The 13,578-nt window shown below is 65.0% G+C and carries 17 protein-coding genes; 12 read left to right on the top strand and 5 right to left on the bottom strand.

The features are described from left to right. Positions 1-121 precede the first annotated feature (121 nt). Genes GO606_RS19950 through GO606_RS19940 form a run of 3 tightly spaced genes read left to right on the top strand, consistent with a single transcriptional unit; the run spans position 122 to position 3,323 of the window. Positions 122-1,372, top strand: coding sequence for a tyrosine-type recombinase/integrase (locus tag GO606_RS19950; RefSeq protein WP_169120822.1), 1,251 nt, complete (start codon positions 122-124; stop codon positions 1,370-1,372). Beyond that, positions 1,369-2,316, top strand: coding sequence for a tyrosine-type recombinase/integrase (locus GO606_RS19945; protein ID WP_169120824.1), 948 nt, complete (start codon positions 1,369-1,371; stop codon positions 2,314-2,316). Before GO606_RS19950 ends, GO606_RS19945 begins: the two co-directional genes overlap by 4 nt. Next, the gene (locus tag GO606_RS19940) at positions 2,313-3,323 is read left to right on the top strand and encodes a site-specific integrase (protein WP_169120826.1); all 1,011 of its coding nucleotides are present in this window, start codon (positions 2,313-2,315) and stop codon (positions 3,321-3,323) included. Before GO606_RS19945 ends, GO606_RS19940 begins: the two co-directional genes overlap by 4 nt. 2 nt (positions 3,324-3,325) lie before the next feature. Here the strand turns inward: GO606_RS19940 and GO606_RS19935 are convergent, their stop codons facing one another. Then, the gene (locus GO606_RS19935) at positions 3,326-3,826 is read right to left on the bottom strand and encodes an RNA-guided endonuclease InsQ/TnpB family protein (RefSeq protein ID WP_281503932.1); all 501 of its coding nucleotides are present in this window, start codon (positions 3,824-3,826) and stop codon (positions 3,326-3,328) included. A gap of 22 nt (positions 3,827-3,848) precedes the next feature. Between GO606_RS19935 and tnpA the strand changes: the two genes are divergently transcribed. Further along, complete coding sequence (tnpA, locus tag GO606_RS19930) at positions 3,849-4,262, top strand: IS200/IS605 family transposase (protein ID WP_169118628.1); 414 nt, start codon at positions 3,849-3,851, stop codon at positions 4,260-4,262. 177 nt (positions 4,263-4,439) lie between these two features. Here the strand turns inward: tnpA and GO606_RS19925 are convergent, their stop codons facing one another. The 4 genes from GO606_RS19925 to flgA form a co-directional block, all read right to left on the bottom strand. Further along, positions 4,440-4,952, bottom strand: a complete 513-nt coding sequence (locus tag GO606_RS19925; RefSeq protein ID WP_169120661.1) for a retropepsin-like aspartic protease family protein — start codon at positions 4,950-4,952, stop codon at positions 4,440-4,442. A 253-nt stretch (positions 4,953-5,205) separates the two neighbouring features. Beyond that, positions 5,206-5,679, bottom strand: coding sequence for a flagella synthesis protein FlgN (locus GO606_RS19920; protein ID WP_169120659.1), 474 nt, complete (start codon positions 5,677-5,679; stop codon positions 5,206-5,208). Further along, the gene (flgM, locus tag GO606_RS19915) at positions 5,676-5,978 is read right to left on the bottom strand and encodes a flagellar biosynthesis anti-sigma factor FlgM (RefSeq protein WP_169120657.1); all 303 of its coding nucleotides are present in this window, start codon (positions 5,976-5,978) and stop codon (positions 5,676-5,678) included. The genes GO606_RS19920 and flgM overlap by 4 nt, the downstream gene beginning before the upstream one ends. Positions 5,979-6,124: 146 nt before the next feature. After that, on the bottom strand, positions 6,125-6,772 hold the full coding sequence (gene flgA, locus GO606_RS19910) for a flagellar basal body P-ring formation chaperone FlgA (protein ID WP_246979788.1): 648 nt from the start codon (positions 6,770-6,772) through the stop codon (positions 6,125-6,127). Positions 6,773-7,109: 337 nt separating this feature from the next. On the opposite strand from flgA, the gene flgB reads away from it, so the two are divergent. The 8 genes from flgB to GO606_RS19870 all read left to right on the top strand — a co-directional run bounded on the left by flgB (position 7,110) and on the right by GO606_RS19870 (position 13,577). Next, positions 7,110-7,514 (top strand): flagellar basal body rod protein FlgB, encoded by a 405-nt coding sequence (gene flgB / locus GO606_RS19905; protein WP_169120653.1) that lies wholly within the window; start codon positions 7,110-7,112, stop codon positions 7,512-7,514. A 16-nt stretch (positions 7,515-7,530) separates the two neighbouring features. Continuing rightward, entirely contained in the window at positions 7,531-7,935 is a 405-nt protein-coding gene (gene flgC / locus GO606_RS19900; RefSeq protein WP_169120652.1) for a flagellar basal body rod protein FlgC, read from the top strand. A gap of 19 nt (positions 7,936-7,954) precedes the next feature. Next, positions 7,955-8,632 (top strand): flagellar hook assembly protein FlgD, encoded by a 678-nt coding sequence (locus GO606_RS19895; protein ID WP_169120650.1) that lies wholly within the window; start codon positions 7,955-7,957, stop codon positions 8,630-8,632. A gap of 25 nt (positions 8,633-8,657) precedes the next feature. Next, positions 8,658-9,983 carry a flagellar hook protein FlgE gene (gene flgE, locus GO606_RS19890; RefSeq protein ID WP_169120648.1) on the top strand — a complete coding sequence of 442 codons (1,326 nt, stop codon included), beginning with the start codon at positions 8,658-8,660 and terminating at the stop codon, positions 9,981-9,983. An 80-nt stretch (positions 9,984-10,063) separates the two neighbouring features. Continuing rightward, positions 10,064-10,804 (top strand): flagellar basal-body rod protein FlgF, encoded by a 741-nt coding sequence (gene flgF, locus GO606_RS19885; protein WP_169119994.1) that lies wholly within the window; start codon positions 10,064-10,066, stop codon positions 10,802-10,804. Between the two features lie 139 nt (positions 10,805-10,943). After that, positions 10,944-11,726: a flagellar basal-body rod protein FlgG gene (gene flgG, locus GO606_RS19880; RefSeq protein WP_169119993.1), complete on the top strand. Its 783-nt coding sequence runs from the start codon at positions 10,944-10,946 to the stop codon at positions 11,724-11,726. Continuing rightward, on the top strand, positions 11,723-12,415 hold the full coding sequence (locus tag GO606_RS19875) for a flagellar basal body L-ring protein FlgH (RefSeq protein ID WP_246979787.1): 693 nt from the start codon (positions 11,723-11,725) through the stop codon (positions 12,413-12,415). The genes flgG and GO606_RS19875 overlap by 4 nt, the downstream gene beginning before the upstream one ends. A 97-nt stretch (positions 12,416-12,512) precedes the next feature. Then, entirely contained in the window at positions 12,513-13,577 is a 1,065-nt protein-coding gene (locus tag GO606_RS19870; protein ID WP_246979854.1) for a flagellar basal body P-ring protein FlgI, read from the top strand. Position 13,578: the final 1 nt, after the last annotated feature.

Here is a 13,578-nt window from a genome sequence, read left to right as displayed (position 1 = left end):
TGCTCGCTACCGTCCGCGAAGCCTAGGGCCATCGGGGGTCTCAGCTCTCATTGCTGTCGGCGAACCTGCCATAAGAATTGGTGTTTCCTGTGAGTCCGATCCCTCACCACAGGAGCACACCATGCCTACGGATGCGTGCCTGACGAACTTTGCTCGTCGCGACTGGCTGACTGACGGCCCGCTCAACGACGTCGTCGCCCCCTACATCGAAGCGTTGCGCAACCAGCGCTATCCCGATCACACCATCCGCGCTTATCTGGGCGGTCTGGCCCATTTCAGCCACTGGATCAAGACTGACGAGATCAGGATGTCGCGCCTTGATGCTGCGCTCATCAAGCGCTTCTTGCACGACCACCTCCCTGCCTGCACATGCCCGGCGCCTTGCTATCCCTCTGCCGCCAGTTCAGGCGCAGCGCTACGGCATATGCTCCGCCTGCTGCCCGGCGACCCATCGGCAGCGACATTGACGGATCCGGTGGCGGTTGAACTCGAGCGGTTTGGCGAGTACCTCTCGAACATTTGTGGGTTGGCTCCCGTCACCCGTGACCGCCGAGTTCACCATGTCGGCACCTTCCTTGTTCGCGAGTTTGGAGTTTCAACTCCCGTGATCGCGCAGCTGTCCGCAGCGCGCTTGGATACATTCTTTGCCGAGTTGAGTTCACATTTGCGGCCGTCATCGCTGCGCGTCGTCGGCAACAGTCTGCGCAGCTACTTTCGTTACCGTGCCCTGCTGGGTGAGTCGACCGCTGCCTTGGCGGCCTCCCTGCCAAGAATTGCGGACTGGCGCCGCACCACTCTGCCCAAAGTGCTCGCGGACGCCGAACTGGATGCCTTCCTGAAGGCATTCGATCGCGCTGACCCTGTCGGACTGCGCGATTACGCCATCGCGCGCTGCCTGCTCGATCTTGGTCTGCGCGGCCATGAAGTCACCTACCTGACCCTGGAGTCGGTGGACTGGCGCAGCGCAACGCTGACGATCAGCAGCACCAAGAGCAAACGCGTGCAGCAGTTGCCCCTGCCGGAGTCCACCGGCGAAGCCATCGCTCAGTACCTACGGCGGGGACGACCGCAGACCGTGAACCGGGCATTGTTCGTACGACACCGCGCGCCCTTCGACAAACCGTTGGGCGTACCGGCGATCCGTAATTCGATGAATCGCGCCTTTGTTCGCTGCGGGCTGAGCGATCGGTTCTGCAACACCCATGTACTTCGGCGGACCATGGCGACGCATCTGCAGCGCTCAGGGGCCTCCGTCAAAGAAATCGCCGACTTCCTGCGCCACCAAAGCCTCGACACGGCCAACAGCTACGCGCGCGTCGATCTGGAAGGCTTGCGGGCCGTGGCCCTGCCGTGGCCCGGGAGTCGGTCATGAACGCCCCGGTTTCCTGGATGACTCGGGTCGAGACGTATCTGGCGTATCGCCGCCGTCACGGATTCGAGCTCAGCATCGATGCCACGCAGCTTCGATCCTTTGCCCGCTTTGCTGACCGATGTGGTACCGCAGATCACCTGACGGTGGCGCTGGCCAGCGCATGGGCACGGTCTTCGCAGCGCCCAAATCCGCTCACGTGGGCACGCCGTATCGACGTTCTGCGTGGCTTCGCACGCTTCTGCCTGCGCGACGATCCGGCGACGGAGATGCCACCACGAGGTCTCTTCGGCCCGGCGCACCGGCGCCTGGTGCCGCATATCTACACCGAGGCGGAGTTGATCGCGCTGCTCGATGCAGCCAATGGCCTGGCGCCGGAGCATGGTTTGCGGCCGGCGACTTGCCGGTGCATCTTCGGCTTGCTCGCCGCCAGCGGCCTGCGCATCTCCGAAGCGCTCGGGCTCACACGCGCCGACGTCGACCTCGAGGCCGGAATCCTCCGTATCCGGGAAGCCAAGTTCCACCGGCAGCGGTTGGTGCCGCTTCATCTGACCGTAACTGAGTACCTGGACGCATATGCTCTTCAGCGTGACCGGCTCGTGCCTCGACCCGCCTGCGACCGGTTCTTCCTGCGCGATGACGGCCATTGTGCGAATCGGCGCGACATCCTGTACGCCTTGCAGGCGCTGTGTCAGCAACTCGGCTGGCAGCCCCGCGGCGACTACCCGCATCACCGCCTGCATGACATGAGGCACACCTTCATAGTCAGGAGCACTTTGCGCTTCTACGAGCAGGGCATCGATGTCGACCGGGCCGTCCTGGCGCTATCGACGTACGTCGGACATGCCAAGGTGAGCGACACCTACTGGTACTTCACCGGTATTCCAGAACTGATGGCGATTGCCGCCGAACGCTTCCATCGTTACACCGAGGGAGCGACGCGATGAACCCCTTGCTCGCAGTTCCCGCCGACTTCGCCACCTTGCTCCAGCGCTTCTTTGCCGAACGTCTGATCCAGCAACAGAACGCCAGTCCGAGAACGGTTGTGGCCTATCGCGATACCTTCCGGCTGCTGCTGACCTATGCAGAACGAGAACGGGGCAAGCCACCGGCCAAGCTGACGCTGGGGGATTTCGATGCGGCACTGGTCCTCGACTTCCTCGCCCACCTCGAAACCGAGCGCCGCAACACGGTGCGCAGCCGCAACGCACGACTGGCTGCGGTGCGCGCCTTTGCCCATTACGTGGCCTTGCAATGCCCGCCGGCGTTGCAACTCGCGCAGCAGATTCTGGCAATACCCATGAAACGCTTCGAGCGGCCCCTGCTCGAGTATCTCTCCCGCGATGAGGTTCAAGCCGTTCTCGCCGCCCCCGACACGAGCACCTGGTGTGGTCGTCGTGATCGGATGATGTTCGCGTTGCTCTACAACACCGGCGCGCGGGTTTCCGAGATGATCGGCATCCGGGTCGCCGATGTCACGCTCGGCGCGACGTCCTCGGTGCGTCTGCATGGAAAGGGCCGCAAGCAACGAACCGTGCCGCTGTGGAAAGAAACGGCGGCCGAAATCCGTCACTGGTTGAAGTATGCAGATTTGCGCACCGACCAGCCCCTCGTCCCCAACCGCAGCGGGCGAGCGATGACCCGCACGAATGTCGCCGAGCGACTTGCCCTCGCGATCACGGCGGCGACGACGCAGTGTCCGCGGCTGGCGGGGCGCAGAATATCGCCCCATTCCTGGAGGCACACGACCGCCATGCATCTGTTGCAGGCCGGCGTCGACATCACGGTCATCGCCTTGTGGCTGGGGCACGAGAGCCCGGTCACGACCCATGGCTACGTCGAGGCCGACCTGGCAATGAAGGAACGTGCCCTCGATACGCTCGCGCCGCCGGAGACCAAGCGCAAACGCTACCGCCCAAGCGACGCTGTCCTCAAATTCCTCGAAAGCCTCTGAAATTATGCAAACTCAAGTACGCGGCCCGCCACACAAGTGGCCGATCCCGGCGGCAGACCTTGCCTAATAGTTGACCGAGGATAATTCCGGTTATCGAAACATTTCGATAAGACCAACAGGCGGCTGTTCGCCTGCTCAAGTTTGATCTGCTTCGGGTCGGGATAGCGGAAGCTGTCGGCCTGGCCTTTCTTCTTGAAGCGCGGGAAATCGGCCCGCTTCAAGAAGAAGTTGGCGTAAGCCCGCTCCAGATCCTTGAGCGTCTGCTGCAGAGGGTGAACGGGGGCGCCGGACAGCCAGCCCGTATCCGGGCTGTTGCGCCACTCGGTGAGCCGCTTGCACAGCCCGGCATAACCGAGCTTCTTCTCGCCTTGCTCGTAGCGTTCTTTCTGCAGCGCCAGCGCCTTGTTGAACACGAACCGGCACGAGCCAGCGAAGCGGCGCATCTGCCGCTCCTGCTGGCCGTCCGGGCTGAGTTCGAATTTGAAGGCTTGAAGTCGTTGCATGGCTCAATCATACTCTTGGTCTATGAGCGATGACAACGATATTCGACATGGACGGCACTGCGTTTTTAAGATGCACGCCCACTTGGTTTTTGTGGCGAAATACCGCCGCAGAGTGTTCGATGGCGACGCCATCAATCGGCTGCGCACGATCTTCGCCAAGGTCTGCGCTGACTTCGAGGTGCAACTGATCGAGATGGATGGCGAGGACGATCATGTTCACCTGTTGGTGGAATATCCGCCGAAGGTGGCCGTCTCCCACCTCGTCAACAGCCTCAAGGGCGTGTCCAGCCGCTTGCTGCGCAAGGAGCGGCCCGACATCGAGAAACGCTACTGGAAAGGCGTGCTGTGGTCGCCTTCCTACTTCGCCTCGTCCTGCGGCGGGGCGCCGATTTCCATCGTGCGCCAGTACATCGAACAACAGCAGAGCCCACACTGAAACCCAAGGACGGCTACGCCGCCCGCGCTATCCTTCCCCGGCCTGAAGGCCGAGGCTTGCCGCGCACCGGGTCAAGGCGGTGGCGCATAGCCGAAACGCCGAGCGGGCAGGCCGGACGCCGGTCAGCGATATGAACAGGGACCCCCTGCCGGGAGCCACTGCCGTAAGCGGGTTGCCTCAATGATCGAAGGCTGCGAGGTCGGCAGCCTTCGTCTGGGCGGCAGTGGTGGCGCCGCAATTGCTCAGGACGAGGCGCGGCGGATCGAAAGAGAAGATGAACGGCGCCGCGCGCTGCAGGGCATTGAGCCCGAGGATGGCGCGGGTCTTTCCGGGGAATACGGCCGCTTCGACGTTATTGATCCAGCACCCGTTCCCGATGCTCACGGCCTTGATCGTATAGACCGGCACGTCCAGTTCGCTGCCGTTTGCGAGCCGGCCGCGCAGTTGCCTGATGTATTGCGCCTGGCCTGCGCCCTGAAGCGTGGCCAGCATTTCCTCGTTGATGGTCATGTAGCCTGAACCGGTGTCGACCATGAGGTCGACAGGACCCAGCCCGCCGATATTTCCCTGCACGTAGAAAGTCGTGGCGCTGTTCGCGCGCATGGCCACAGTGGTATCGAATTGCCCGGCCCAGGCAGGGGAAAAGGTGCCCGCCCAAAACGTGAGTAGCAGGCACATGAACTTCTGCATCGGATCGTCCTCGTCAAATCGGCGTCGCGTGGTGAGCGTCCAGCGGATCGGACGCAGGACGAAAGGCAATAATGAAAGCAACAGATTGAAAGAAAGTCAAACACTCAGTGTGTAACAGTGGCTCAAAGCGGGGGAGCCCACCAGCACCTGCCCGCGCCGCACTGTCGCAGCACCGGGGTGACAGGGGGACGAGCGGAATGGCTGAGGGCGAGCGAAGCCGGTGCGGCGGGGAAGGCGAGGGATCTGGCGGAGTTCAGGCGCTGCCGAGATGGCGCCCGCTGCTGCGGGGGCGCGTCATGCCTGCGGCATTGTAGAGCTGGGGTTGGCCGGCCGCCGTGAGCAGCACGGTGAGCGCTGACTGGTTGTGCTGCATCCGTTCGACGATCAGCTTGCCGTTGCTCTCGTTGCGGTGTTGTGCGTTGCGCGCGAGTTCGCGAATCTCGTCCCAGCAGGCCAGGGTGTCGGGCAGCGGCCGGCATAGTTCGCGAATCGACGCCTCGTCGTTCGGGCGCCGCAAGCGGCCGAGCAGCAAGGCGCGGTCGTTGTGCACGCGTTGCAGCTGCTGGTGGCGCTGCGATTTCTCCTGTGTCAGAGCGAGCAGCGCGTCGGCCTCGCCGGCGATCAGGAGCGTTTCCTCGCGTTCGAGCAGCGCGAGAAAGGCACGCAGCAGCGCCGCCTCGGTGTCGATCAGCGTCGCCAGGCGCTGCAGTTCCGGTTGCGGAGTCACGATTCGCGCCGAGCGTCGAGTATCTGGCGCACGGAGTCGATCAGGCCTTCGGCGATGCGGTCGGCGTCCACCTTGAAGCGCCCTTCGCTGATTGCCTGGCGGATTTCGTTTACGCGGCCACGATCGACGACCGGAGTCGAAGCCATTGCCGCTTCGGCCTTGTTCAAGCTCGATGACAGCGACGACAGCTGCACCTTCTCGTCGTCGCCGACGGGTTTAGACGCCACGGGCTGCGACCGTGGCCGGCTCTCCGCGGCAGGTACGGAGCCGGCCGGCTTCGGGGTACCTTCGATCTTCACGGCGCAACTCCCATTGAATATTCTCTAACCGTGTCAACGGTCCGCGCAGCGAAAACTTTAACCCCGTGGCGCTGGGCGACCGGGGCCGATCGGGAACCCGGGCGATCGAAAGCAAGGGCTGTTCCGCTTGCTCATCGGCCCTGCACTCAAAATTGCACTTCGACGACCCCGCCGGCGCGCGCGAGGCCTGAAACGACCTGGTCATTGCCGATCCGTACCCGTACGGGTTCGCCTTCGGCTGCGGCATTGAGGGCGCGTCCTTCGTTCGATACGCTGAAGCCGTTGCCGCTGCCGACGACTTTTACCGCCTGGCCCTGCCGCACCGCGGGTGGGAGGCGCAGCATTCCGGCGCGCAACGTGCTGCCGGCGGCGACGGCGTAACGGGCGGGGTGCCCGACCGCCTGCGTCGGGTCGGTCAGCGTGCCGGGCGGTTCCGCCGCGAGATCGCCGTGCCGCCGTTCGATATCGGCCGGGCCGAGGGTCTGGCCGGCGCGAAGCGCGCGGGCGGTGGCGAGATACTCGGCCATCACCGCGACCCGCGCCGGCACATAGGCGGTCCAGGGGGCCGGTGAGTCGCAGCGCACACCGACGTTGATCTGTCCCCACGCCCGTATGCCGGCCGGCAGGAAGGCTTCGAGCGCTGCGCATGCCGGGAGACTGTTCCGCGCATCGAACGCGCTGACGGAGATTTCAACTTTTCCCGGCAGGCCGGCAGTCTGCTGCTCGAGAAATGCCGTCACTGTCCGCTCGACGGGTTCGGGAGGCTGCTGCGCGCCTGCCGGCAGGGGCAGCATTGCGGTCGTGACGGCCGCCATAGCGGCGGCAGGAAATCGGCAAAGGAGGGATCGATTTTTCAGCATGGGGCGATTGCACCACGCCTGCGTGCGCCCGGCAACCGCCGCCGCATTCCCGCTTCGCCCCCTTCGCGGGCGGCAAGTTTTTCCGCCGGCCGGCAGGCACGACGCCGAAGCCGGCAGCGAAAGCGGCGAAATTGACCGGTAATTTCCAGTCTTATCGGCGCAAGCCCATTGTGATGTGACGACTAAGATCGCTGGCATGGAAGGTGCGATGGATCAATGCCCGCACCTGCCTTCGGTAACGGCGGTTACAGCAGGACCTTGAGGTGATGCCATGAAATCCCGACTCGACAGCGCGCTGCAGTTTCATCAGACGGCGCTCAACGTGCAGGCCCGGCGCCAGCAGATGCTGGCGTCGAACATCGCGAACGCCGACACGCCGAATTACAAGGCGCGCGACCTGGATTTCGCCGCCGCGCTGAAGGGTGCGACGGGCGGGCGGAGCGGACCGCTGGCGCTCGCGGGCACTTCGGCGCGCCACCTCCCCGGCGGGCAGGGGACGCCCCTCGAGCCTCATGTCGGCTATCGCGGCGAGTTCCAGGCGAGCGTCGACGGCAACACTGTGAACATGGACGTCGAGCGCGCGGCATTTGCCGAGAACTCGGTGCAATACGAAGCGAGCGTCACTTTCATCAACAGCCTGCTGCGCGGCATGCAGACCGCGATCAACGGCCAGTGAGCGAGGTGGGCAGATCATGAGCATGTTGAACGTCTTCACGATTGCGGGCTCGGCGCTGCATGCGCAGTCCGCCCGCCTCAACGCGACCGCGTCGAACCTCGCGAACGCCGACAGCGTCGCGGGCCCGGATGGCCAGCCGTACCGCGCCAAGCAGGTGGTGTTCACCGCGACGCCGGTGGCCGGGCCGGGCGGAGTGGGAGTGCGGGTCACGGAGGTCGTCGAGAGCGCGGCGGCGGGCCGCCTCACCTACGACCCTGCCAATCCCGCGGCCAACCCGGAAGGGTATGTCGAGATGTCGAACGTCAACGTCGTCGAGGAGATGACCAACATGATCTCGGCCTCGCGCGCCTACCAGACCAACGCCGAAGTCATGAACACGGCGAAAACCCTCATGCAACGCACGCTGGCGATCGGCCAGTGAGCGGGCGACCGGAGCAATCATGACAACCGTCAATAGCGCGACCTCCTCGGCGGCCGATGCCGTGATGTCGAACCTCGCGCGCAAAAGCGCGGCCCCCGAAAAATCCGAGGAGCTCAGCCAGACCCGTTTCCTGAAGCTGCTGACCACGCAGCTCAAGAACCAGGATCCGATGAACCCGCTCGACAACGCGCAAGTGACTTCGCAGCTGGCGCAGATCAGCACCGTCGACGGCATCGAGCGGCTCAACACGATGCTCGGCCAGATCATGGAAGGCCAGCAGTCCTCCGAGGCGATGCAGGCGGCGTCGCTCGTCGGCCGCGGCGTGCTGGTGCCGGGCAAGGGATTGCTGCTCACCGAAGCCGGCGCGGTCGGCGGCTTCTCGCTCGATGCGCCCGCCGACAAGGTCACGATGAGCATAAAGGATGCGAACGGCCTCGAAGTCGCGAACGTCGATCTGGGCGCGTTCGATGCCGGCACGCACAACTTCCAGTGGGATGGCGCCGCCGCCGACGGCACCCGTGCGGCGAACGGCAAATACACCGTAAGCCTCGCCGCGACGGCGGGCGACACGACTGCCGCGGCCGAATCGCTCGAGTTCGGCGCGGTGTCGAGCGTGGTGCGTGGACCGAAAAGCACCGACCTGCAGATAGGCGATCTGGGCATCTTCACGATGTCCGAGATCCGGCAGATTCTCTGATTACCGAACTTCGAGGGACAGGATCATGGCATTCCAGCAAGGATTGAGCGGCCTCGCTTCGGCGTCGAAGGCGCTCGACGTCATCAGCAACAACGTCGCGAACTCGAATACCATCGGCTTCAAGGCCGGGCGTGCGGAGTTCGCGGATGTTTTCGCTGCTTCTTTCAATGGTACGGGGGCCAATTCGCAAGTCGGAATCGGGACGACGATTGCTGCCGTAAGCCAGAACTTCTCCCAGGGTAACGTGACCGTCACGAACAACCCGCTGGACCTCGCGATCAACGGCAACGGCTTCTTTCGCGTCACCGGGCCGGATGGAACGGAAGCTTTCACGCGAAACGGCCAGTTCGACATCAGCAAGGACGGGTTCATCGTCAATGCTCAAGGATATCGGCTGTCCGGCTATGGCACCGATGCCAATGGGGACATCCTGACAGGCGTAGTCAGTGACATCGTCGTGAATCCGTCGCTGGCGGGAGGGGCCCCCCAACAAACCGGCGTCACGCAGACCGCCACTAACAACAAGGCGGGGCTTAGCCTCGGGGTCAATCTCGACTCCAGGAAACACTTGCCCGAGGTGCCGGTGTTTTCCGCTGCGGACCCCAAGTCATACAACAACGCCACGTCGGCGACCCTGTACGACAGCCTCGGCAACCCCAAGACGTTGACGATGTATTTCGTCCGCAACGGCACACGCGCGGATCCGGCGGCCACCCCCCCGACGGCCGAAGTCTTGACCAACAACTGGACTGTCCATTATCAGCTCGATGGCAAGGACATCGGGGACCCGACGTTCAACCACACGCTGTCGTTCAATACCGGCGGCGCGTTGACTACGTCATTGCCGGTGACCGGTCCCGCTTTTGCCGATCTCTTCGGCACCAACCTTGTGCCCGGTCTCGCAACCCCTGATTTGCGGATCGACTTCAGCGGTACGACCCAGTATGGCGGCGAGTTCGGGATCAATGTCCCCTCGGACCAGGACGGATTCGCGCCGGGCCGGCTGACGGGCGTCTCCGTCGGCGATGATGGTGTCATTGAAGGGCGCTACAGCAATAACCAGTCCCGCGATCTGGGGCAGGTTGTCCTGGCGAACTTCCGCAGTCCGAACGGCCTGGTGTCGCTGGGGGGCAACATGTGGGCCCAGTCGCCGGCCTCGGGGCCGTCCAGCGTCGGCGTGCCCGGCAGTGCCAACCTGGGGCTGCTCAACGCGGGCGCAGTCGAGGAAGCCAACGTCGATCTCACCGCGGAGCTTGTGCAGCTCATCGTCCAGCAGCGCAACTACCAGGCGAACGCACAATCCGTGCAGGCCCAGAACACCATCCTGCAGACCATCGTCAATCTCGGATAAATACCGCCTGAATGACTCCCGGTGTCGTGCCGGGTGGCGGCGGTGGCGGGCAGGGAGAGGGAAAGAAAAAGGAGCGGGCCATGGATCGTCTGATCTACACGGCGATGACCGGGGCGAAGCACACCATGGGCCAGCAGGCCGCGGTGTCGCACAACCTCGCGAACGCGACCACCACCGGCTTTCGCGCCGAGATGCACAAGCTGCGCGCGGTGCCGGTGCAAGGCGAGGGGCTGCCGACACGCGCGTTCGTCGTCGATGCGAGCATCGCGACGAACTTCGAACCGGGGCCGCTGCAGCAGACGGGGCGTGCGTTCGATGTCGCGGTCGAGGGCAAGGGCTGGCTCACGTTGCAGTTGCCCGACGGCTCCGAAGGCTATACGCGCAACGGCAGCCTCGAAGTCAGCCCGAACGGCGTGCTGCAGACGCGCAACGGACTGCCGGTGCTGGGCGACGGCGGGCCGATCACGATTCCGCCCGACAACGAAGTGCTGATCGGCAAGGACGGCACGATCTCGGCGATGCGCGGCGGCGGTGCGCAGAACGTCGTGAACAACCTCGGCCAGCTGAAGCTCGTCAATCCGCCGGAGCCTTCGCTCGTGCGCGGCGACGACGGGCTGTTCCGGCTGCGCGACGGCGGAGCCGCACCCCGTGACGAGGCCGTGCAGGTCGCCGGCGGCTACCTCGAAGGCAGCAACGTCAGCGTCGTCGACCAGATGGTGTCGATGATCGCGCTGGCGCGCCAGTTCGACATGCAGACCAAGATGCTGCAGACCGCGCAGTCGAACGACCAGGCGGCGGCGCAGGTGCTCGCGGCCCGCTAGCCGGCGGCGTCGTCTGGCGTCGGAATTAACGGGCCTTTTGGGCGGGTGTTCCGGCGATTGAAGCGGCCGGCCGCCGCCTAGACTGGCCACCACACTTGCAGGCAGATCGCCTGCCTGCCCAGGAAAGGGAGCCAGCATCATGATTCGTTCATTGTGGATCGCCCGGACGGGCCTCGAGGCCCAGCAGACGCAGCTGGACGTGATCTCGAACAACCTCGCGAATGTCTCGACGAACGGCTTCAAGCGCTCGCGCGCGATCTTCGAGGATCTGCTGTACCAGACGATCCGCCAGCCCGGCGCGCAGAACACGCAGCAGAACCAGATCGGCAGCGGCCTGCAGCTGGGCACCGGCGTGCGTCCGGTCGCGACCGAGCGCATCCACACCCAGGGCAACCTGCAGCAGACCGGCAATGCGATGGACATGGGGGTGCAGGGCGCCGGTTTCTTCCAGGTGACGCTGCCCGACGGCACGTCGGGCTACACGCGCGACGGCGCGTTCCAGCTCGACGCGCAGGGACAGATGGTCACCGCCAGCGGCTATCCGCTCGAACCGGCGATCATCATCCCGAACGACGCGCAGTCGGTGACGATCGGCAAGGACGGCACGGTCAGCGTGCTGCAGGCCGGTCAGGCGGCGCCCACCGTCGTCGGCAACATCCAGCTCGCGACTTTCGTCAACCCGGGCGGACTCGCGAGCGCCGGCGAGAACCTGTTCCGTGAGACTGCATCGAGCGGCGTCGCGACTCCGAATGCGCCGGGCACGAACGGCGCCGGCGTCATCAACCAGCAGTATGTCGAAACCTCGAACGTCAACGTCGCCGAGGAGCTCGTCAGCATGATCGCGACGCAGCGCGCCTACGAACTCAATTCGCGCGCGATCCAGACTTCCGACCAGATGCTCGGCAGGCTGACGCAGCTGTGAGCGCTCGCGCGACGAAGGCGGGGCGGGCTGTCCTTCCGGCACTCGTTGCCGCGCTGCTGCCCGGCTGCGCGTCGATCTATTCCACGCCGCCGACGGCCGTGCATCAACCGATGACCGCGCGGCCGGAAGGGCGGGCGCAGAGCGCTCCGGTAACCGGCGCGATCTTCCAGCCGGGGCAGGCGAGGCCGCTGTTCGAGGACAGGCGAGCGCGGCTCGTCGGCGACACGCTGACGATCAACCTCGTCGAGCGCAATGCCGCGCAGAAGGCCGCGAACAGCAGCGCGACGCGCGACTCGGACGTCAAAGGCGGCATCACGGCGGCGTCGCGTGTGCCTTTCGCCGGGCTCGCGGGGATGAATGTCGAAGCGGGCGTCGAGTCCGAGTTCTCCGGCGAAGGCGCGTCGAAGGCGAACAACCAGTTCAACGGCACGATCACCGTCACCGTCATCGAGGTGTATCCGAACGGCAACCTGCTGGTGTCGGGCGAAAAACAGGTCGCGATCAACCAGGGGAACGAGTTCATCCGCTTTTCCGGCGTCGTCAACCCGACCACGGTGACTGCCGCCAACACCGTGCAGTCGACGCAGGTCGCCGATGCGCGGATCGAATACAAGGGCAGCGGCTATATCGACGAGGCGAACACGATGGGGTGGATGCAGCGCTTCTTCAACATCGTGCTGCCGTTCTGACTGGCCGCTGCTGATCGGGGAGTGAATGATGTTTCGCAATGACGCGCAGAAGACTCCGGGCAAGCTCTTTCGCGCCGCTGCCTGCGCGCTCGGGCTGATGCTCGGCTACGGCGGGGCGGGCGCGGAGCGGCTGAAGGATCTCGCGTCGGTCGCCGGCGTGCGCGACAACCAGCTCGTCGGCTACGGCCTCGTCGTCGGCCTCGACGGCAGCGGCGACCAGACGACGCAGACGCCTTTCACGGTGCAGAGCATCATCAACATGCTCGGCAACATGGGCGTCACGCTGCCGCCCGGCACGAACCTGCAGCTCAAGAACGTCGCCGCGGTGATGGTGACCGCGAGCCTGCCGCCGTTCGCGCGTCCGGGCCAGCAACTCGACATCACGGTTTCGTCGGTCGGCAACGCGAAGAGCCTGCGTGGCGGCACGCTGGTGATGACGCCCTTGAAAGGGGCCGATGGCCAGGTCTATGCGATGGCGCAGGGCAACATGCTGGTCGGCGGCGCCGGCGCGTCGGCGGCCGGCTCGTCGCAGACGATCAACCACCTGTCGGCGGGCCGCGTGCCGGGCGGCGCCACCGTCGAACGCGCGGTGCCGACGATGCTCGGACAGGGCGAATTCGTGCTGTTCGAACTCAACGACAACGACTTCGGCACCGCGCGGCGCGTCGTCGATGCGATCAACCTCGCAACCTCCGCCGGCACCGCGCAGGCGCTCGACGGGCGCAGCATCCAGGTGCGCGCGCCGCTTGATGTCTCGGATCGCGTCGGCTTCCTCGGCAAGCTCGAGAACCTCGATGTCACCCCGGTGCAGCAGGCGGCGAAGGTCATCGTCAATTCGCGCACCGGCTCGGTCGTCATGAACCAGGGCGTGACGCTGCAGAACGTCGCGGTGGCCCATGGCAACCTCACAGTGACGGTCGGCGTGGATACCGCGGTCAGCCAGCCGCAGCCGTTCTCGCGCGGCGAAACCGTCATCACGCAGCGCGGCTCGGTCGACATCCAGCAGGATCAGGGCAGCCTGCACAACGTGCGCGCCAGCGCGAACCTCGCCGACGTCGTCAAGGCGCTCAATGCGCTCGGCGCGACGCCGATGGACCTCGTCAGCATCCTGCAGGCGATGAAGGCGGCGGGATCGCTGCGCGCCGAACTCGAGGTGATCTGAG

The organism is Aromatoleum anaerobium (assembly GCF_012910705.2).
Classification (GTDB): domain Bacteria; phylum Pseudomonadota; class Gammaproteobacteria; order Burkholderiales; family Rhodocyclaceae; genus Aromatoleum; species Aromatoleum anaerobium.
Note: the sequence above shows the minus strand (reverse complement) of the source record. Positions and strands in the feature narration are given on the sequence as shown.